This is a genomic window from Brooklawnia cerclae (assembly GCF_011758645.1).
GTDB lineage: Bacteria > Actinomycetota > Actinomycetes > Propionibacteriales > Propionibacteriaceae > Brooklawnia > Brooklawnia cerclae.
The window spans coordinates 2,356,389-2,374,585 of the sequence record NZ_JAAMOZ010000001.1 but is presented as its reverse complement, the minus strand read 5'-3'; the positions used below and the strand labels follow the sequence as shown (position 1 = coordinate 2,374,585).

Annotated in this window: 23 protein-coding genes; 13 read left to right on the top strand and 10 right to left on the bottom strand. The window is 69.0% G+C overall.

What is annotated here, in order from left to right; genetic code table 11:
- Position 1 precedes the first annotated feature (1 nt).
- Both FB473_RS11070 and FB473_RS11065 read right to left on the bottom strand, forming a co-directional pair.
- On the bottom strand, positions 2-217 hold the full coding sequence (locus FB473_RS11070) for a hypothetical protein (protein WP_167167485.1): 216 nt from the start codon (positions 215-217) through the stop codon (positions 2-4).
- Positions 217-801, bottom strand: a complete 585-nt coding sequence (locus tag FB473_RS11065; protein ID WP_167167482.1) for a DUF3043 domain-containing protein — start codon at positions 799-801, stop codon at positions 217-219. Before FB473_RS11065 ends, FB473_RS11070 begins: the two co-directional genes overlap by 1 nt.
- Before the next feature lie 196 nt (positions 802-997).
- Between FB473_RS11065 and FB473_RS11060 the strand changes: the two genes are divergently transcribed.
- From FB473_RS11060 to erpA, 3 genes are all read left to right on the top strand, one after another.
- On the top strand, positions 998-1,912 hold the full coding sequence (locus FB473_RS11060) for a PspA/IM30 family protein (RefSeq protein WP_167167479.1): 915 nt from the start codon (positions 998-1,000) through the stop codon (positions 1,910-1,912).
- Complete coding sequence (gene pspAA / locus FB473_RS11055) at positions 1,909-2,199, top strand: PspA-associated protein PspAA (RefSeq protein WP_167167476.1); 291 nt, start codon at positions 1,909-1,911, stop codon at positions 2,197-2,199. Before FB473_RS11060 ends, pspAA begins: the two co-directional genes overlap by 4 nt.
- A gap of 113 nt (positions 2,200-2,312) precedes the next feature.
- Entirely contained in the window at positions 2,313-2,660 is a 348-nt protein-coding gene (gene erpA / locus FB473_RS11050; RefSeq protein ID WP_167167473.1) for an iron-sulfur cluster insertion protein ErpA, read from the top strand.
- Positions 2,661-2,816: 156 nt separating this feature from the next.
- On the opposite strand, the gene FB473_RS11045 is transcribed toward erpA, so the two are convergent.
- Complete coding sequence (locus FB473_RS11045) at positions 2,817-4,280, bottom strand: GuaB1 family IMP dehydrogenase-related protein (RefSeq protein WP_341770103.1); 1,464 nt, start codon at positions 4,278-4,280, stop codon at positions 2,817-2,819.
- A gap of 157 nt (positions 4,281-4,437) precedes the next feature.
- Between FB473_RS11045 and FB473_RS11040 the strand changes: the two genes are divergently transcribed.
- Positions 4,438-4,974 (top strand): response regulator transcription factor, encoded by a 537-nt coding sequence (locus FB473_RS11040; protein ID WP_167167467.1) that lies wholly within the window; start codon positions 4,438-4,440, stop codon positions 4,972-4,974.
- A 97-nt stretch (positions 4,975-5,071) separates the two neighbouring features.
- Positions 5,072-6,121: an anthranilate phosphoribosyltransferase gene (trpD, locus tag FB473_RS11035; RefSeq protein WP_167167464.1), complete on the top strand. Its 1,050-nt coding sequence runs from the start codon at positions 5,072-5,074 to the stop codon at positions 6,119-6,121.
- A 27-nt stretch (positions 6,122-6,148) separates the two neighbouring features.
- Here trpD and FB473_RS11030 read toward each other — a convergent pair whose 3' ends face one another.
- From FB473_RS11030 to FB473_RS11020, 3 genes are all read right to left on the bottom strand, one after another.
- Positions 6,149-6,817, bottom strand: a complete 669-nt coding sequence (locus FB473_RS11030) for a prepilin peptidase (RefSeq protein WP_167167461.1) — start codon at positions 6,815-6,817, stop codon at positions 6,149-6,151.
- A gap of 27 nt (positions 6,818-6,844) precedes the next feature.
- Entirely contained in the window at positions 6,845-7,411 is a 567-nt protein-coding gene (locus FB473_RS11025; RefSeq protein ID WP_167167458.1) for a hypothetical protein, read from the bottom strand.
- Between the two features lie 224 nt (positions 7,412-7,635).
- Positions 7,636-8,526, bottom strand: coding sequence for a sunset domain-containing protein (locus tag FB473_RS11020; RefSeq protein ID WP_167167455.1), 891 nt, complete (start codon positions 8,524-8,526; stop codon positions 7,636-7,638).
- Between the two features lie 194 nt (positions 8,527-8,720).
- Between FB473_RS11020 and FB473_RS11015 the strand changes: the two genes are divergently transcribed.
- Positions 8,721-9,227, top strand: coding sequence for a peptidylprolyl isomerase (locus FB473_RS11015; protein ID WP_167167452.1), 507 nt, complete (start codon positions 8,721-8,723; stop codon positions 9,225-9,227).
- 75 nt (positions 9,228-9,302) lie between these two features.
- On the opposite strand, the gene FB473_RS11010 is transcribed toward FB473_RS11015, so the two are convergent.
- Both FB473_RS11010 and FB473_RS11005 read right to left on the bottom strand, forming a co-directional pair.
- A complete protein-coding gene (locus FB473_RS11010) occupies positions 9,303-9,584 on the bottom strand; it encodes an Lrp/AsnC family transcriptional regulator (protein WP_167167449.1) in 282 nt (93 codons plus the stop codon).
- Between the two features lie 109 nt (positions 9,585-9,693).
- On the bottom strand, positions 9,694-11,442 hold the full coding sequence (locus tag FB473_RS11005; protein ID WP_341770102.1) for a DEDD exonuclease domain-containing protein: 1,749 nt from the start codon (positions 11,440-11,442) through the stop codon (positions 9,694-9,696).
- Positions 11,443-11,761: 319 nt separating this feature from the next.
- On the opposite strand from FB473_RS11005, the gene FB473_RS18265 reads away from it, so the two are divergent.
- Genes FB473_RS18265 through FB473_RS10990 form a run of 3 tightly spaced genes read left to right on the top strand, consistent with a single transcriptional unit; the run spans position 11,762 to position 14,197 of the window.
- A complete protein-coding gene (locus tag FB473_RS18265) occupies positions 11,762-12,838 on the top strand; it encodes a M23 family metallopeptidase (RefSeq protein WP_167167447.1) in 1,077 nt (358 codons plus the stop codon).
- Positions 12,839-12,884: 46 nt separating this feature from the next.
- Positions 12,885-13,103: a hypothetical protein gene (locus FB473_RS10995; RefSeq protein ID WP_167167444.1), complete on the top strand. Its 219-nt coding sequence runs from the start codon at positions 12,885-12,887 to the stop codon at positions 13,101-13,103.
- Complete coding sequence (locus FB473_RS10990) at positions 13,100-14,197, top strand: hypothetical protein (RefSeq protein WP_167167441.1); 1,098 nt, start codon at positions 13,100-13,102, stop codon at positions 14,195-14,197. The genes FB473_RS10995 and FB473_RS10990 overlap by 4 nt, the downstream gene beginning before the upstream one ends.
- A gap of 9 nt (positions 14,198-14,206) precedes the next feature.
- Here the strand turns inward: FB473_RS10990 and FB473_RS10985 are convergent, their stop codons facing one another.
- On the bottom strand, positions 14,207-14,656 hold the full coding sequence (locus FB473_RS10985) for a hypothetical protein (RefSeq protein WP_167167438.1): 450 nt from the start codon (positions 14,654-14,656) through the stop codon (positions 14,207-14,209).
- Positions 14,657-14,879: 223 nt separating this feature from the next.
- Between FB473_RS10985 and FB473_RS10980 the strand changes: the two genes are divergently transcribed.
- The 3 genes from FB473_RS10980 to FB473_RS10970 are packed head-to-tail and all read left to right on the top strand — an operon-like array spanning position 14,880 to position 16,851.
- Positions 14,880-15,266 (top strand): GntR family transcriptional regulator, encoded by a 387-nt coding sequence (locus FB473_RS10980; protein ID WP_167167435.1) that lies wholly within the window; start codon positions 14,880-14,882, stop codon positions 15,264-15,266.
- A complete protein-coding gene (locus FB473_RS10975; protein WP_167167432.1) occupies positions 15,266-16,168 on the top strand; it encodes an ABC transporter ATP-binding protein in 903 nt (300 codons plus the stop codon). Before FB473_RS10980 ends, FB473_RS10975 begins: the two co-directional genes overlap by 1 nt.
- Entirely contained in the window at positions 16,165-16,851 is a 687-nt protein-coding gene (locus FB473_RS10970) for a hypothetical protein (protein ID WP_167167429.1), read from the top strand. The genes FB473_RS10975 and FB473_RS10970 overlap by 4 nt, the downstream gene beginning before the upstream one ends.
- On the opposite strand, the gene FB473_RS10965 is transcribed toward FB473_RS10970, so the two are convergent.
- Positions 16,819-17,595: an alpha/beta hydrolase gene (locus tag FB473_RS10965; RefSeq protein ID WP_341770101.1), complete on the bottom strand. Its 777-nt coding sequence runs from the start codon at positions 17,593-17,595 to the stop codon at positions 16,819-16,821. The genes FB473_RS10970 and FB473_RS10965 overlap by 33 nt on opposite strands.
- A gap of 94 nt (positions 17,596-17,689) precedes the next feature.
- Between FB473_RS10965 and FB473_RS10960 the strand changes: the two genes are divergently transcribed.
- On the top strand, positions 17,690-18,169 hold the full coding sequence (locus tag FB473_RS10960) for a Dps family protein (RefSeq protein ID WP_167167426.1): 480 nt from the start codon (positions 17,690-17,692) through the stop codon (positions 18,167-18,169).
- Positions 18,170-18,197: the final 28 nt, after the last annotated feature.

Genomic DNA, 18,197 nt, shown 5'->3' with positions numbered 1-18,197 from the left:
CTCACTCGTCCAGCGACATCGGCCCGTAGACGAGCCGGTCCTCCTCGAAGAGGCTCACCTGAGACACGCCCAGATCCTGCAGGTCGGCGTAGAACGCGCCCAGCCACTCCTCGGCGGCGGCCTGGTCGTCGAACCGCATGCCGATGCCCGCGCACACGAGATCGTCCGGTGTCGTCTCGGTGCCGGGCGCGAGGTCGGCGTGCCAGCGATAGGGCATCAGTACTCGCCCCCGCGCGGGATCTCCGCAGGTGGACGGCGGAAACGACGCATCGAGATCATCCGCGATCCCATGTACATCAACAGCCCCTTGCGGGACGCACGCGGAAGACGCTCGTCCAGCAGCTTGCGGTATTTCGACCACGTCCAGCCGACCTCGATGATGATGACCACCATCAGGACCCAGATCGCGTACGAGGAGTAGTACGACATCGCGGGCCACCACTGGCTCGTGAGGAACGCCGCCATCATGACCATCAGCACCGGCCAGGTGAACTCGCTGATCGACCAGCGGGAGTCGACGAAATTGCGCAGCAGCACGCGCTCGGGCAACGACTCGACCTGGGCCCATTCCCGGTCCGACCGCGCCCGGCTCGCCTCGCGCTCGCGTTGCTTCAGCTCGCGTTTGCTGAGCGTCGGGTGGAGTCGCGCCAGCCGTTCCTGCTCTGCCTGGCGGCGGCTCGGGGTCGGAGTGCCCTTGCCCGCCGACGACGGGGACGAGGAGACGGTCGCCGGGGCCGGGGCTACGGTGCCCTGCGCCTTGTCGGCTACCTCATTGCGCTGGTAGGGGCGAAAAAGTCCCACGGAAGTCCTTCTGGTCGAGTGTGCCTGTCCAGTCTAGTTCGCGGCTGCGGGTTTGCCAGCATGGGGATGTCCATGCGAACGGGCGGTGCCCTGCGAGCTGTCGCGTATTTCGAAGCGGTCACGCATACGGCGTGTCCCGCGCCGGAAACTTGGCTCACTCTAAGCTGGATCGTGAGCAGGAAGGACCCCGCACATCATGGCCAGCCTCTTCGATCGCTTGTCGGCGATCATCAAACCGAAGGAGAGCCAGGTCCTCGACAAGGACACAGATACTGGCGACGCCCTCGACCATGCCTACCGGCAGCAGCTCGACCTGCTGCAGCACGTGCGCCGCGGTGCTGCCGAAGTCGCCAGCAGCCGCAAGGAACTCGACCAAAGCCTCAACCAGCTCGCCGCCGAGATGGACAGGCTCACCACCGCCGCGCGGCATGCCCTCGCCCAGGGACGCGACGATCTCGCGCGGGAGGCGCTGACCCGCAAGGCCGGGCTGCACGCCCAGCTCCACGAGCTGGAGTCCGACCGCTCCCGCCTGCTCACCGAGGAGGAGAAGCTCGTTCTCACGAGCACTCGGTTGCAGGCCAAGGCGGATGCCTTCCGCACGCGCATCGAGGCGTTGCGGGCGACCGAGGCCGCCGAGGACGCGCGAGCGCGCATCGAGGAGGCGTCCGCTGCCGTCAGCAGGGAACTTGGGGACGTCGGCGAGGTGATACGGGACGCGGAGACCGCGGCGCTCCAGACCAGGCAGCGGGCCTCCGCGCTGGGTGACCTGATCGCGAACGGGACGGTGCCGCCCATCACACAGGCCGACGAGTCCGTGGCCGGTGAGTCGTCGATCTCGCCGGTGGCCCCGGGGGTCGAGGAGGAGTTGCAGGCGCTGAGGGCCGACCTGGCCGACGCTGCGGTCCCCACGGACCAGCAGTATCAGCAGCCCGGTTCGCTGCCCGCGACCGACGTGCAGGACGCGCCGATCACCCAGCCGGTACTCACGCAGCCGGCGGTCACCCAGCCGGTACTCACTCAGCCACCGGTGGCCTCCGAGCCCCTCGCCACCCCGCCCACGTCCACGGACGCCGCCGATCACGCGATTGCCCCCGAGGGGACGGAGCAGTGATCGTCCGCATCATGGGCGACGGGCAGTGGGAGGTGCCGGACGATGCGCTCGCCCGCCTGAACGTGCTCGACGACCTGGTCACCCAGGCGGTGGAGGACCGGGACGAGGAGGCCCTCGCGTCGATCCTGTCGGAGATGGGTGATCTGGTCCGGCGGCTCGGGACGCGAGCCGCGTCGGGCGTCCTGAGGCTGTCCGATCTCATCGTCCCGGCAGCCGACACGCCGTTGCACGAGGTGCGGGAATGGCTGCAGGAATCGCGTGTCGACGACGGGCTGATCCCGGGCTGAGGGTCGTGTGATCGAGGCGAGAGCATCACGGGGTTCGAGCCGGGCTTTGGGTAGACTAACCGAAAGCGCGCCGCGACCCTGCTGCGCGGTAGGACAACGGATGGAGCCGAATCATGACAGATACCGCTGTGAACGTCACCGGTGTCACTCTGACCGATGCGGCTGCGGCCAAGGCCGCCGCCCTGCTCACGGCCGAAGGCCGCGATGACCTGGCTCTGCGGATCGCCGTCCAGCCCGGTGGCTGCTCCGGCCTGCGCTACCAGCTGATGTTCGACGATCGCCGGCTCGACGGCGATCTCAGCTACCCCTACGACGGCGTCGCGCTCGTCGTGGACAAGATGAGCGCACCCTACCTGAGCGGCGCCGTCATCGACTTCGTCGACACCATCGAGGCCCAAGGCTTCACGATCGACAACCCGAACGCGACAAGCACCTGCGCCTGCGGCGACTCCTTCCACTGAGCCCGCCCGCACAATCGGGGCACCACCCTTACCGGACGTGGACGAACCCCGGGGATCATCGGTCCCCGGGGTTCGTCGTCTCGTCCCGTCGCACGCGCGGGGAGCCTGCCCCGGCGGCCCGCACGAGTAGGTGTGGCCTGCTCACACCCCGTCGACTCAGCTCCACGAGGAGGAGAGCGGCCGTCCCTCCTCGTAGCCGGAGGGCGACTGGATGCCCACCACGGCCCGTTCGGCGAACTCGCCCAGCGTCCGTGCGCCGGCATACGTGCAGGACGACCGGACACCCGAGGTGATCCAGTCGACGAGGTCCTCGACGCCCGGACGATCGGGGTCGAGATACATCTTGGAACTGCTGATTCCCTCCTCGAACAAGGCCGCCTTCGCCCGCTCGAATCCGGACTGGCCCCGGGTGCGGTTGCGTACGGCGCGTGCCGAGGCCATGCCGAAGCTCTCCTTGTAGGCGCGACCGTCGGGGTCGTACTGCAGGTCGCCCGTCGACTCGTGAGTGCCCGCGAACCACGACCCGATCATGACGTTGCCCGCTCCCGCGGCCAGCGCGAGGGCGACGTCACGGGGGTGCCGGACGCCGCCGTCGGCCCAGACGGCACCGCCCAACTCACGTGCCGCCGCGGCGCATTCCAGCACCGCGCTGAACTGCGGCCGGCCGACCCCGGTCTGCATGCGCGTCGTGCACATCGCACCAGGGCCCACGCCCACCTTGACCACGTCCGCCCCTGCCTCCAGCAGGTCGGTGGTGCCTTCTGCCGTGACGACGTTGCCGGCCACGAGGGGAACCCTGCGTCCGGTCCGTTCGGCGAAGGCGTCCCGCACGGGGACGACCGAGGCGAGCGCGTCTAGCATGCGCTGCTGGTGCCCGTGAGCGGTGTCGAGAACCAGGACATCGGCCTCCGCCGCGAGCAGGGCCTCGGCGTGCCCGGGCGCATCACCGCTGATCCCGATCGCGGCGGCGACCCGGAGACGGCCCTTGGCGTCCAGCGCGGGCCGGTAGATCGCCGAGCGCAGCGCACCGCGGGTGGTCATGACGCCGACGAGGCGTCCGTCTGCGTCCACCGCGACCGCCAGCCGCTGCCGATGGCCGGCGAGCAGGTCGAAGACCTCCTGGGGTGTCGCGTCGGGGCTCGCAAGCGTGAGCGAGGTGTTCATCACCTCGTGCACCTGGGCGAAGCGGTCGACGCCCTGGGCCTCGGAGGCGCCCATCAGGCCGACGGGCGCTCCCGAGTCGTCGACGACCACCACAACACCATGAGCACGCTTGGGCATCAGCGTCAGCGCGTCGCCCACGGGAGTGGTGGGGGAGACGGTCACGGGGGTCTCGAACTGCGTCGGAGCCCGTTTGACCCGGCCGATCGACTCCGCGACGACGTCTAGGGGGATGTCTTGCGGCAGCACGGCCAACCCGCCGCGCCGGGCGACGGTCTCGGCCATCCGGCGGCCCGAGATCGCCGTCATGTTCGCCACCACGAGGGGCAGCGGGAGCTCGATGCCGTCGGTCGACGTGAGGTCCACATCGAGTCGAGATGCCACCGTGCTGCGATTCGGCGTCATGAAGACGTCGTTGTAGGTGAGGTCGTAGGCCGGTTTGGCAGTCAGGAATCGCACGAACCCATTGTCCGATACGCCGCAAGTCCGCCATACCGGGCGATCGCGCCCCGCGGTTGGTGCAGTATGACCAGACACCGCCGAACGCGGTAGCATCGCCATGACCATGTGAGTTGCGGTCGATGATGTGCCGCGCCTGTGACCCGAGGAAGAAGCCATGACAACTGCTTCGGCTGAGACCGCGACCGATGTGCTGAAGGTGATCGTCTATTCGGACGATCGGATCGTGCGCGAGCAGATCAGGCTGGCGCTCGGGCGACGGATCGCCTCCGACCTGCCCGAGGTGGTCATCTCGGAGTTCGCCACCTATGACGCGGCGATCAAGGCGATGGACAACGAGCGTTTCGACGCCGCGGTGTTCGACGGCGAGGCGACGCCCGGGGGCATGGGCCTGGCCCATCAGATCAAGGACGAGATTCCCGGCGCCCCGCCGGTGGTGTTGCTCATCGCCCGTGCGGCCGACGCCTGGCTCGCCACGTGGTCGAACGCCGACGGCGTCTCGCCGTACCCGGTCGACCCGATCCGCCTGCCGGACGATGTCGCGCAGGTGGTGCGCGACGCGCGGGCCGGCCGCAGAGGCCCGCTGGCCGCCGGTGACGTCGTCCCGGGAGTCAGCAGCCGCCACGACGAGGGCGATCGGCACGACATCCCCGATTTCCCCGGCACGAAGCACGGTCCCAGCAAACTGCTGTGACGCCCGCTCACGGGCGCATCGGCCTCGGGCCGACGGGATCGCGGGCGGTGTACGGACCCGGTGAGCGTCCGGTGGGGGCCGGGCTAGAGTGAGCCGCATGGATTTCACATGGCCCAATGTGTTGACGAGTCTGGTTCGCGGCGACGACATGGACGCACAGACGGCGCAGTGGGCGATGGACGAGATCCTTTCCGGCAACGCGAGCCCGGTGCGGATGGCCGCCTTCATGGTGGCGTTGCGCGCCAAGGGTGAGACGGTCGGTGAGATCCAGGCTCTGGCGGACGGCATGCTCGCCAAGGCGACACCGATCGAACTGCCGCGCGAGGCCGTCGACGTCGTGGGCTCGGGTGGCGACCGGGCGAACACCGTGAACATCTCGACCATGTCGGCCATCGTCGCGGCTGCGGCGGGGGCGAAGGTCATCAAGCACGGCAATCGGGCTGCCAGTTCCATGAGCGGCACGGCCGACTGTCTGGAGGCCTTGGGCGTCGCGCTGGACGTGCCCCCCGCGGCGCAGGCAGCGGTGCTCGCCGAGTGCGGGTTGGTGTTCCTGTTCGCCCCGATGTACCACGGGTCGCTCAAGCACACGGGGCCGGCCCGCAAGGAACTCGGCATCCAGACCACCTTCAATTTCCTCGGGCCGCTGGCCAACCCCGCCCGTCCTGACGCCAACGCGATCGGTGTCGCGAACCTGCAGCTCGCCGACCTCGTGGCAGGCGTGCTCGCCCGCCGCGGGAGCCGCGGCATGGTCTTCCACGGTGAGGACGGGTTGGACGAGTTGACCACGACGACGCGTTCGGACATCTGGCTGATCTCCGGCGGTGAGGTCGAGCGGACGGACTTGGACCCGGCGGAGTTGGGGCTCCAGCCCGCGACCCTGCCCGACCTGGTGGGTGGCCCGCCCGCCGAGAATGCGCAGGTGGCTCGTGACGTGTTCGCGGGTAAGCGCGGACCGGTGCGTGACATCGTCCTCATCAACTCCGCGGCTGCGCTGCTCGCGTTCGACGGGCCCCAGCTCGGTGTGCGGGTTGCCGATCAGCTCCGCGACAAGGTGGATCGGGCGGCGCGGGCGATCGACTCGGGGGCGGCCACCGAGTTGCTGTCGCGGTGGGTCGACTCCACCCAGCGCGCCGCTGGGCACCGCTGAGCCCGGCGAGCCACGGTGTGGTCCGCCTCATGGGCTGACACCGGGCAGCGTCGTCCAGGCGAGGGCGCAGTAGGGGCCGAGCCACAACCCGGGACCGTAGGCGAAGACCGTGCCCAGTGGCGAGGGACGCCGCCGACGCAGCAGCATCGTGACCCCTCCCCAGGCGGCAGCGGCCGCACTCCCGGCGAACAGACTGACGTACCAGAAGCCCGGTGACATGGCGGCGCTCAGCCCGCCCACCATCGCGGCCAGCCACACGTCGCCGAAACCCAGTGACCCGCTCGTCCACCAGAGCAAGGCGAACAACAGGCCTGCCACGAGGCTTCCCACACCCGCATGGAGGAGGTGGGGCAGAGCGCCGGTCGGCGTGATGAGGGCCCCGGCCGCAAGGCCCGTGACGACGCTCGCCCCGGCCAGGATCGTGGCGCGAGCAGGTAGCCAGGTCGACCGGGCGTCCACGACGACCAGGACCATCACGGAACTGCCCCAGGCGACCCACACGGGCCGCGCCGCAGGGGGCATCGCGATGGCGAGCGCGCTGGCCGCCGCCGCGACCAGCAGGCAGCCCACGATCATCCGCGGCCCCACCATGGCGGCGTAGCGAGGCTTGTGTTCGACGTCTGGTGTGATGTCGTCCGGCTCGGGATGATGGCGGACGATCAGGAGCTGCGTCGCTGTCAGAGCTGTCGCCGTCACGAGCCAGGCAAGTCCTTCCGGCATCGTTCAGGCCGCTCGCTGCCCGTCGGCGACCGGCCTGCGGCGGGCGGTTGGACGCCGGGGCAGCGCTGTGGGATCGATGCCCCAGGCGTGGCAGGCCGCGATCGCGCGGATCAGGGTCAGCCGGGAGCACCAGCCACTGCCACCCGCCATCAGGGAGCGCACCGTCGGCACGTCGGCGCCGACGAACCGGGCGAGATCGTGCGGCTGGCACCCGCACAGCCCGAGAGCCCACAGGAGGGGGCGGAGTTCGTCGCACGGCGCCGGTTCCTTGCGAAGGCCGTCGATCAGTTGCTGGTCGAGTCGGTAGAGCCGCCAGGCGTCGGCGATGCCCAGTCGCCTGAGGCGCTGGTCTGTCCCGCTCGCCACCAGGGCGCGCACCGTCGCCGGGCTCACCCCCGCGATGAGCGCCAGCACCCGCCACGGCAGACCGGTATCGCTCACCAGTTGGCAGACCAGGGCACGGAAGGGGCGCGCGTCCACCCAGGTGGTGGCGTCAGGGTCAGGGGTGTCAGGGATCTCGGAGCCGGAGGTCACGCGATCGGTCGTATCGGCGGTCATGGTGTGGGTCATGTCGTCTCCTGAGGCGGGGGAGCCGTCGTCGCTCCTGTTTCCCCACACTCAACCGCGTCCGGGGGGCGGCGCGGAATGCCTTCGTCGCGACGGCCAACACCATTGGGCCCTGGACAACACCGTGGCCCACCCGGACAACATCGACCGTGGTGGGACGCGAGCCCGTCGCCGAGCGGGACGACTCCTGGGCGCGTGAGGGCATCGCGCGCCCAGGAGTGGGGTTCTCAGCGCAGGGCGCGGGTGAACCCGGCCGCCTGGGCGGCTTCCTCGCTGTTGAACCATACGTCGGCGTTGGTGCGCTCGTATCCCGCGGCCGAGGACGTGTGGTACTTCATGGAGCGTTCGTTCCCCTTGATGGTGTATCCCTCGGGGGGCTCGGAACCCACGTAGGCACCCTCGCCGTACGACCCCGCGGAGGGGGCGTCGTCGGCCTGGGCACCGCCCTCGGCGTCCATCGCCTCGGCGGCCTGCTCGTCCGAGGTCGGCGTCGTGGTGTCGACGTCGGGCTCGGTCTTGACGTCGTCGAACGGGCTGTCCCCCCATTCGTCGTCGGTGTCCTGCGCGGGCTCCATGGGCTCCTGGGGCGACCAGCCGTCGTCGCTGGTGCCGAGCACCGTGCGGACCGCCACGACGACCGCCGCGATGAGGGCCGCGAGTCCGACGCCCGCAAGGATCGTCCGGAGCACGCCATGGCGCTTCCGGATGACGATCACGGGCTCGGGGTCGGGCAGCAACAGGTCGCCCTTGATCGCGGCCAGCGCCGAACGACTCCGCCGGGTGGCCTCGATCACGCGCGGATCCTCGCCGGCCTCGTCGAGACGCTCTTGAATCCACGGGTAGACGTCACGTTCGACCTTGTCCGACACGGTTTCGTAGGCGGACTGGACGGCGGGGGTGACCTTGTCGACCACATCGTTCACCAGCGGGACGATACGTTCCTTCGCGCCCTCGAAGGCGGGGCCGACGACGGCCGCAGCCTGGTCCTTGGCGTGCACTGCACGCGGCACGACGTAACCCACGACGTCGTCCAGCGTCGAGCTGCCATGTTCGGCGGCCCTGGCGGCGGCCTCTTGGGCGGCGGCCAGTTCGGCGGCCAATCTGGCTTTCTTGCTCATGGTGTTCTCCGTTCCTGTGTTGGGCCCGTGATCGAGCTTGCTCGTAGTCGAGCTGTCTCAACGCTACGTGGTCGCAACCGAGCGCGGGGCGGTTGGGGCCGAGGAGTTCCGGCGGGTCGCGTACCGACCGCGGCATCTTGCCGCGTCTGGGAAGATGGCGGAGTACGACTGCCCACATCCGAAGGGAACGAGAAGTGACCCAGGCCACCCTGCACACCAACCGCGGCGACATCGTCGTCCAGCTGTTCGATGATTTCGCCCCCAAGACGGTGGCGAACTTCGTCGGCCTCGCCGGCGGAACCAAGGAGTACGTCGACCCTCGTGACGGCCAGCGCAAGACTGCTCCCTACTACGACGGGACGATCTTCCACCGCGTCATCGACGGCTTCATGATCCAGGGCGGCGACCCCACGGGAACCGGTCGCGGCGGCCCCGGGTATGCGTTCGCCGACGAGTTCTACCCCGATCTCGTCTTCAACCGCCCCTACCTGCTCGCCATGGCCAACGCCGGCCCCGGCACCAACGGTAGCCAGTTCTTCATCACCGTCGTCCCGACGCCGCATCTCAACCGGCGGCACACGATCTTCGGCGAGGTGACCGACGCGGCGAGCCAGGCCGTCGTCGACGCGATCGCCACCACCACGGTGCGTGGGAGCAGCCCGGTGGACGACGTCGTCATCGAATCCGTCGAGATCGCCTGACCCGCGAGGCCGTCGACATCGGCTGATCGGCACCGGCTCACCTCGCGGTGACCGGTGCCGACCCTCGTCCCGGGCTCAGTCGCCGGCGCCGAGGGAGAAGATGGCCTCCAGGTCGTGCTCGCTGAAGGCGCGGAACGCCAGGTGGGTCTCGGTGTCACGCACACCGGGCACCTTGGCGATCTTGTCGGAGACCACCTCGGCGACATCGTCGAACGCCGGCACGTGCACCATCACGATCAGGTCGATGCGGCCGGTCACGGAGTACACCTCGCTGACCCCGTCGATCGCGGCGATCTGCTCGGCCACCTCCGGAATCCGGGCCGCTTCCACGTGCACGAAGACAATTGCGGTGATCATGGCGGCATCCTATGTCAGCATCGGGGACGGCAGTCGCGCGGCCAAGTGACGTGTGAGCCGGTAGGCACGGCGAACCCTCGTGGGCCTGCCGGGCGCCGTCGACAGTGGGTCAGGCGACCTCGGCGGGTTGCCGGGCCGGGGTGCCGCCGAGCGTGAAGCGCGCGAGGTCGCCCTCGTCCAGGCCGACGTGCACCGGCAGGGACCATTCGCCACGGATGTCGATGAGCCGGACGCCGGGACTCTCCAGCCAGGCGACGATGCGTTCGGCCTCCTCGACCGATCCCGCGGGTAGGTCGTGGGGCGTCGGCAGGACGGTCTCGGCCGTCCGCACGGCCTCGTCCGCCATTGTGCGAGCGGATTGCCCGGGTGCGGCCACCACCGCCGCCGCGAGCCGGCCATGACGGATGACGTGAATGTGCCATCCGGGGCGCGACGATGACCGCGGTTCCCAACGGGCCGCCACGATCTGTTCGCACCGGGACAACCCGACCAGGCGGTGGAAGCGCGTCGTGGCCGTCACGAAGGCCTCCAGCCGTTCGGTGACCTCGCGGGCGTCCTCGTAGCGCTGCTGCTGTGACAGCTTCGCGATCCTGCGGCCGACCAGCGCGAGAGTGGGGCGGATGTCGCTGGTCACAGCCTCGCGGACTGCCTCGACGGTGCGCAGATAGACGTCCCGGTCGGTTCCCGTGCACGGGGCCAGGCATCGTCCGATCTCGCCCAGCGCGCAGGACGACGCCTTGCCGTTGCGGCCCATCCGCTGGCTGCACTGCCGGATCGGGTAGGCCTCGTAGAGGGTCTGGCAGGCCGTCTCCGCTGCGGTTCTCGAACTGAACGGACCCCAGTAGGTGGCCTGGTCGTCCGCGACGCTCGTGACCACCGACAGTCGCGGCCAGTAGTCGCGCGTGAGCTTCACCCACGCCAGCTTGTTCTGGCGCTTGGAGCGGCGGTTGTAGCGGGGGGAGTGTGCGGCGATCATCCGTAGTTCCCGGATCTCGGCCTCGAGGTCGGTGGCACAGACGATCGTCTCCACGCCGGTGGCCACCCGCACCATCTCGTCCATGCGCGGCCTCGTCTCCGACGAGGTGAAGTAGCCCCGCACACGGCGGCGGATGTTGGTGGACTTGCCGACGTAGAGCACCTGCCGTCCCTGCCCGGGGCGGTCGGAGAAGAAGACATAGACACCCGGGGCCTCGGGCAGGTTCTGGGCCCATGCGCGTTTGGCCCGCCGCTGGGGAGAGACGCGGTGCTCGAACTCCTTGAGGTCCTCCAGGGTGCCGACGCCCAGGTTGCCGACCCGCTCCAGCAGTCCGTGAAGGACGTCGACGGTCGCCCGGGCATCGTCCAGAGCGCGGTGGCTGGGCTCGATGGTGGTGTGGAAGTGGTCGGCGAGGGTGGCGAGCTTGACGTTGGGCACCTCGCCGGGCATGAGCGTCTGACGTGCCAGCGCCACGGTGTCCACCACGGCGTTGCCTGGCCACTGGTAGCCGAGCGCCTCGCTCGCACGCTTGAGGAAGCCGACATCGAAACGTGCGTTGTGCGCCACCAGCACGGTGCCGCGGGCGAACTCCAGGAAGCTCGGCAGGACCCTGCCGATCGGGGGAGCGTCCGCCACCATCTGGTTGGTGATGCCCGTGAGCACGGCGATCATGGCCGGGATGTGGGCCTGCGGGTTGACGAGCGTCTGGAACTCTCCCAGCACCTGGCCCCCGCATACCTTCACCGCGCCGAACTCGGTGATCGCGGCCTGCGGGCCGCCCCCGGTGGTCTCGAGATCGACGACGCAGAAGGTGACTAGGGGAAGCGGTGTACCGAGGTCTTCCAGGCTCGGCTGGAGCGAGTTCGGGGCCGACGGGATCACCGCGCGCTCCGGGTGCGAGAGCCCGTCCCGAGGCCCTTCCGGGTGCGACCCGAGGTCCGGTAGTGTGCCCCTCGGGGCGAGGGCCAGCAGGTCGACGGCCGGACGGTTTCGCTCATGGGAACCACCGTAGGGGGTGGTTCCGACAATCTTCGGGGGGCAGGGCAGGCGGGTCTCGATCGGACGATACGTGAGGCAGGCACAGAGCGGTGTATTTGTCGAGTCGTAGTGGCAACCCGGGCAACCGTGTAACGCCGATTTTGAGAATTTGCTTAAGAAGCCCTAAGGTCTCTAAGGAATCCTGGAACCGAAGGTGGAATGCATGTCGCTCACGCGGATACTGAGCCCTCTGATGGCTCTCACCGTGGCGGCGGGTCTCATGATCGGTGCCGCACCCCAGGCGGCCGCTGAGGATGCCGTGGTCACGGCTCAACGGGAACTGGCCCAGCTTCAGAAGGAGGCTACGGAGGTCCAGTCCAATCTGAACCAGTCCAAGGAGGAACAGGCGACCGCGCAGCGCGAGTACGACCTCGCCAGCGCCGATCTGGCCGACCAGCAGGTGCTCGTCGACCAGATGCGCGTGCAGATCGGGCGCGTCGCCGTGGCGTCCCATCAGCAAGCGGCCGGCTTCGACGCCGTGAACCTGTTCTTCACCTCCGACTCGGAGGACTCGTTCCTGGCCGACATGTCGGTGATGCAGAGCGTCACGGCGATCATGGACGAGCAACTGGCCCGCCTCGACGCCGAGCAGCAGCGTCTGACGGACCTGGAGACGACACTGTCGGACTCCCTGACCCGCATCGACGCGGAGATCACGGAGCAGACGAACCTCGCCGCCGAGTACGACCAGAAGATCTCCGAATCGAAGAAGGTCGTCAGTCGGCTCAGTTCCTCACAGATGGCGGAACTGGAATCCGCACAGAACCAGGCCGTCCTGGATGCCAACGCTCAGTTGCTGGCCAGCGCCTTGGCCGAGTCGTCCGAGCGCACCAGCCGTGACGGCACCACCACGGACACCTCCGGTGAGGGAATCTGGCCCGCTGACGGGCCGATCACCTCGCCCTTCGGATACCGGACCAACCCGATCGGTGGGTACTCGGAACTGCATGACGGCACCGACATCGGTGCGGCGTGTGGCACGCCCGTGCGTGCCGCTTGGGCAGGAGTCGTCCTCAGCGCTCGCTACGAGAGTGGATGGGGCAACCGGGTCATCATCGACAGCGGCACCTACAAGGCGGCCTACAACCACCTCCAGGTGATGGCTGTGGCCCCGGGAGAGTTCGTCGAAGCAGGACAGATCATCGCGGCGGTGGGCACCACCGGCAATTCCACCGGGTGTCACCTGCACTTCAGCGTGTGGGTCAACGAGGTCATCACCGACCCGCAGACCCTGTTCTGAGCTGTCGTCGTCCAGAACTGTCAGAGGCGGGTCTCACACTGGACTCATGGAATCGCTGCACGTCGACTGTGATCGCTGCGTAGTCCGCGGGAATGCCTGCGGCCAGTGCGTGGTGTCGGTGCTGCTGGACGCGCCGCCCGCACTTGACTTCACCCCCGACGAGCGCCAGGCGGTCGCCAATCTTGCCGCGGTGGGCCTGATCCCACCGGTGCGCATGCGGGTGTCGCGGCGCGACGAGCGTCGCGCGAACGGCACGGACGGTTGACCGCGTCCTGGCGGGCCCGGTTGCTGAGCCTGTTCCTGGTGCTCCCGCTCCTGCTGGGTGCGTGCTCGGCTACCGGTGCGGATCGGGCGACCGAGGCCGCGCGGCTCGCCGATGCGCTCACCTCGGCCATCTCGTCCGGCGACCGGGTCGGGTTCGACGAGGTGTTCGACTCCTCTGTTCCGGCGGAGCGGCTCGACGAGATCTGGGGCAACGTCATCCAGTTCGCGCAGGTCCGGTTCACCGTCTCGTCGGAGGAGTCGTGGCGCGTCGACTGGAAGGTCACCGACGAGCGCAGCGTCGCGCACAATGTCGTGGACGCGCCGTTGGTCTGCGTCCGCGGGTCGTGTCTACTGGGCGATCTCGGGCAGTCCAGCGGCCGGCCGACACCCGTCTGGCTGGTCGAGGCGATCACGGTTCAGCGGGTCGGCAGGGTCACGGTCGTCGGCGGCCAGGCGGCCGATGCCTGGCTCGCCTCGTCGTCGGCTGCCATGGAGGCTGTCGCGAGTGCGGAGCCGTCCTCCCTGCTACGACCCTCGACCACCCAGGTGGTCGAGGTGCCGGGGTCGACCGATGCCTTCGAGCAGGTCATGGCGGCCACGGCGTTCGACTTCCGTGGCACGGGAGCGGTGACCTGGAAGCTGGACGGTGGGGTGACCGAGGACACCGGTGAGGAGGATTCCGCGATCCATATCGTCGTCAACCCGGATTCCACCGGCGACCTGACCGAAGACGGGCGGCGCGTGCTGCTGACTCACGAGGGCGTGCACGCCGCCACCGGCTGGCTGGGGGCGACGGTTGCGGGGCGCACCTGGGTGAGCGAGGGTCTCGCCGAGGCCATCGCACTTCCCCAGGCCGCGGACGAGCAGGAACGGAGCCTGGAGCGCCTGCGTGCGGCATGCCCCGAGCCCCCCGGGCCGCCGTCGGACGAGGCGTTCACCGATCCCGAACAGTTGGACTACGCCTATGCATGGAGCGGCTGGGCCGTGGGACGGCTCCTGGCGGACGACCCCTCGGGCGCTATCGTCGAGGCCCTGTGGCGCGACTCGGCGACCGTCGTCCCGGCTTCGGTGGATGCTTCGGCAGCGTGCGGCTGAGGGGCATACCTACAGCTGGGCGCCGTCGCCCCCGTCGTCGCGGCCCTGACCCAGCGGCAGCGTGCTGAGCAGCAGGGCCATCCCGGCGCCGATGCAGGCGACCGTCGCGATGCCGCCCGCGAGGGGTAGCCGGACGCCCGCCATGGCGGCGATCCCGAGTAGCAGGCCCACGGCGACGATCACCCCGCCGACCATTGCGCGCCGCGGCAGATGGATCGGGCTCGCGTCCACCGGGGGATCCCAGTGCTCGGTCTCGTCGTCAGGGACGGCGCGATCGATCGCGTCGGAGAGATTGAAGTAGTCGATCGGGTCGGGCAGGGGAACATTGCGCCGTGACGGGTGTGGGAAGGGCGGGGACGGATCGGCGTCGCCGGGTTCGTTCGCGCCGGCGACGTTGCCGAATTCGGCCCGGATGAGTTCCCGGAACCTTCGGTCGGTGTCATCGTTGCGGTCCGTCATCACAGCCTCATGCATGGGCCCGTTCTCCGGGCCCGATTGACTCTGGTCAGGTGTCGTGCTCGTGGAGGCATGATCGCTTCACCGGGCACGTGCCGATCATTGCACGGATCGTGCGCAGGGGCGGCGCTGATACCGCGACCGCAGCCCGTCTCGCGGGGGCTTGACGACCTTGAACTTCTATGGTTACTTAGTTAGGTAACTAACCACGTATGTAGGAGAGGCCGTGATCGAGGAGGGCAAGCCGCTGTTCGTCCAGATAGCGGAGCAGATCGAGGACTCGATCGTCGACGGCAGCCTGCCCGAGGAGAGCCAGGCCCCCTCGACCAACGAACTCGCGGCCTTCTACCGGGTCAACCCGGCGACAGCCGCGAAGGGTGTGAATCTGCTGGTCGACCGCCGAGTGCTCCACAAGAGACGCGGGGTCGGGATGTTCGTTTCCCCGGGCGCCCGCGCGGCACTGGTCGCCGCCCGGCGCGAGGCCTTCGTCCTGCGCTTCGTCGAGCCGATGCTGGGCGAGGCCGCGCGGCTCGGGCTCAGCACCGACGAGGTGGCCGACATGGTCCGCTCGCGTGCACCCGAACACGATCGTTCAAGCGAAAGGAATGCCTGATGGCCCAGGTCATAGAGGTCAGCGACCTCACCAAGCGCTACCGGGACGTCCGCGCCGTCGACGGCGTCACCTTCACCGTCCAGCAGGACACCATCTACGGCCTGCTCGGCCGCAACGGCGCGGGGAAGACCACCCTCATGTCGCTGATCACCGCCCAGAGCCTGCCTACCAGCGGTGAGGTCAGGGTCTTCGGTGAGCACCCGTACGAGAACCCGCGCGTCCTGTCGCGGATGTGCTTCGTCCGCGAGTCGCAGCGCTACCCGGATGAGGCGGCGCCTGTGCATGCCATGCGCGCGGCTCGTTTGTTCTTCCCGCACTGGGATCAGGACCTCGCCGACCGGCTCGGTGAGGAACTGCGTCTGCCGCTCAAACGCCGCATCCGCAAGCTCTCGCGTGGTCAGCTCTCGGCTCTCGGGGTGGTGATCGGCCTGGCCTCGCGCGCCGAGATCACCTTCTTCGACGAGCCCTACCTGGGCCTGGACGCGGTGGCCCGGCAGGTCTTCTACGACACGCTCCTGGCCGATTACGCGAAGCATCCGCGCACGATCATCCTGTCGTCCCACCTGATCGACGAGGTCGCACACCTGATCGAGCGGGTGATGGTCATCGACCAGGGCCACATCCTGATGGACGAGCCCGCCGACGATCTGCGCGACCGGGCTGCCACGATCGTCGGCAACCGTGACCTCGTCGAGGCGTTCGTCTCCGGACGCGAGGTCATCCACTCCGAGTCGCTGGGACGCGTCCTGGCCGCCACCGTCCTTTGGCGGTTGTCGGACGCCGACCGCGCCGAACTCGCCGGGCTGGGCCTCGACGTCACCCCGGTGTCGTTGCAGCAGCTCATCGTCCGCACCACCCAGCACGCCGATCAGGCGGGCGTTCCGGAAGAGGTCCTGTCGTGAACCGCATCGTCAACGTCGTCCGCCTGCAGCTGGTCAACCGGGCCGCCTACGTATGGGTCCCGCTGCTGGTGCTGGTCGCCTCGTTCGTCCTGTCGCTGTTCATCTACGCCCTGATCCCCGTGGATGCCCCGAAATACAGCGGTGGTGCACAGGCGGCGCTGTGGACCTTCCTGGCGATGGGTGTCGTGGCACTCACCCAGACATTCCCGTTCTCGATGGCGCTGGGCATCGCCCGGCGCGAGTTCTTCCTCGGATCGCTGCTGGCCGCCGCCGGCACCGCGGCCTGCACCGCCGTGGTGTTCGCCCTCGGCGGGGTCGTCGAGACCGCGACGGACGGGTGGGGGATCAACGGGTGGTACTTCGCGCTCCCGTGGCTGCGCGACACCGGAGCGCTGGGAATCGGCCTGTTCTACTTCGTCGTCGCGCTGCTCTTCTTCAGCATCGGGTTCTGGTTCGCCACCATCTACAAGCGGTTCGGTCTGCTCGTGCTCGTCTCGGTGTTCGTCGCGCTCGGCACCGTCCTCGTCGCGGCCATGGCGATCATCGGCAGACTGAACGCGTGGGCCGATGTCTTCGGGTGGTTCGCGAGCCTGACGCCCCTGGGGCTGGTGTGGTGGCTGCTGGTGTTGACCGCCGTGTTGGCCGGTGCCTCATTCTGGACGCTGCGTCGCGCCACCGCCTGAGGCCACCTCGCGGATGAACGCGGCGCTGGTGTCGAACACGAAGCCGGCGTCGTGGTCCATCGTCGCCACGTGGTAGCTGTCCTCCAGCCAGTGGTGCTCCACCAGCGGCAGGCGGTCGAGCAGCACGCGCCTCGAGTATCCGTCCACCACGTGGTCGGTGCGCGAGGTGAACAGCTGGACGGGAACGTCCACCCGGTCGAGGTCGTCGGTGACCAGTCGCCACAGCCGGCGCATGCTGGCGACGGCGGCGAGGGGAGCCCGGTCGTAGGCCGGTTCGACGACCCCGGGCTTGCGGATGTCGCTGCCGACGCCCTTGGCGGCCGGGACGATGTGCGACAGCAGCCCGGCGAACCGGTAGACGGGTGAGTCGGAGCCGATCGACGGGTTGACCAGCACGACCGCGGCCACGGGCTCGCGCTGCGCGACCCGCAGGGCCAGCGCGCCGCCCATGGACAGCCCGGCCACCACCTGCGTCCGGCTGTGCTCCCGCAGCCAGTCGAGGGCGGGAGGCAGGACGGAGTACCAGTCCTCGTAGGTGGTCAGCGCCATCTGGCGCCACGTCGTCCCATGGCCGGGCAGCAGGGGGCAGGCGACCGCGGCGCCGAGGGACGCCAGGTGCTTGCCCCAATCGCGCACACTGGCCGGCGAGCCGCTGAAGCCGTGACACAGCAGGACACCCGTACCCTGCAATGGGCCGTTGCCACCCGGGGTTTGGATTGCCTCACTGCCGTCCTGGAATATCACCACCCCAGCGTAAACTTGTACAGGACATGGCTGTCCCTTTGAAGCACGACCGGATGGTCACGAATCGTCGAACCCCGTCAAGAAGGAGACCATCATGACTGACGTAGTCGCAAGCAAGGGCGTGAGCACCGAGACCGTCTCGAGCGTGGAGCACTACCTGGCCCCGGTCGTCGTCGAGCTGACCGCGCTGCACGTGAACGGCAAGCAGGCCCACTGGCACGTCCGCGGCCTGAACTTCGAGCCCGTCCACGAACTGCTGGACGATGTCGTCGACCATGCCCGTGAGTGGGCCGACCTGGCCGCCGAGCGTGTCGTGGCTCTCGGCCTGCCGATCGACGGACGGCTCAGCACGGTCGCGGCACAGACCAAGACCCCCGAGCTGTCGGCCGGGTTCCAGCCCTCCGAGAAGGTCATCCACGAGGTGATCGAGCAGATCGACGTCGCGCTCGCCGTCATCCACGCCGCCGTCGAGGGCCTCGGCGAGGTCGACGCGTCCAGCCAGGACGTCGCGATCGAGATCGAGCGCGGGCTGCAGAAGGATCGCTGGTTCCTGTTCGCGCACGTCGCGGCCTGAGCCCGCGGCCCTACTCGCCGTCGCGCCG

Bases quoted from the DNA above. Each gene is read 5' to 3' on its own strand.
- FB473_RS10985 (WP_167167438.1), bottom strand. From the start codon at position 14,656: ATGACGGACCGCAACGATGACACCGACCGAAGGTTCCGGGAACTCATC.
- FB473_RS11070 (WP_167167485.1), bottom strand. From the start codon at position 217: ATGCCCTATCGCTGGCACGCCGACCTCGCGCCCGGCACCGAGACGACA.
- FB473_RS10995 (WP_167167444.1), top strand. From the start codon at position 12,885: ATGGAATCGCTGCACGTCGACTGTGATCGCTGCGTAGTCCGCGGGAAT.
- FB473_RS11010 (WP_167167449.1), bottom strand. From the start codon at position 9,584: ATGATCACCGCAATTGTCTTCGTGCACGTGGAAGCGGCCCGGATTCCG.
- FB473_RS10960 (WP_167167426.1), top strand. From the start codon at position 17,690: ATGACTGACGTAGTCGCAAGCAAGGGCGTGAGCACCGAGACCGTCTCG.
- FB473_RS11025 (WP_167167458.1), bottom strand. From the start codon at position 7,411: ATGACCCACACCATGACCGCCGATACGACCGATCGCGTGACCTCCGGC.
- FB473_RS11020 (WP_167167455.1), bottom strand. From the start codon at position 8,526: ATGAGCAAGAAAGCCAGATTGGCCGCCGAACTGGCCGCCGCCCAAGAG.
- FB473_RS11060 (WP_167167479.1), top strand. From the start codon at position 998: ATGGCCAGCCTCTTCGATCGCTTGTCGGCGATCATCAAACCGAAGGAG.
- trpD (WP_167167464.1), top strand. From the start codon at position 5,072: ATGGATTTCACATGGCCCAATGTGTTGACGAGTCTGGTTCGCGGCGAC.
- FB473_RS18265 (WP_167167447.1), top strand. From the start codon at position 11,762: ATGTCGCTCACGCGGATACTGAGCCCTCTGATGGCTCTCACCGTGGCG.
- FB473_RS10975 (WP_167167432.1), top strand. From the start codon at position 15,266: ATGGCCCAGGTCATAGAGGTCAGCGACCTCACCAAGCGCTACCGGGAC.
- erpA (WP_167167473.1), top strand. From the start codon at position 2,313: ATGACAGATACCGCTGTGAACGTCACCGGTGTCACTCTGACCGATGCG.
- FB473_RS11040 (WP_167167467.1), top strand. From the start codon at position 4,438: ATGACAACTGCTTCGGCTGAGACCGCGACCGATGTGCTGAAGGTGATC.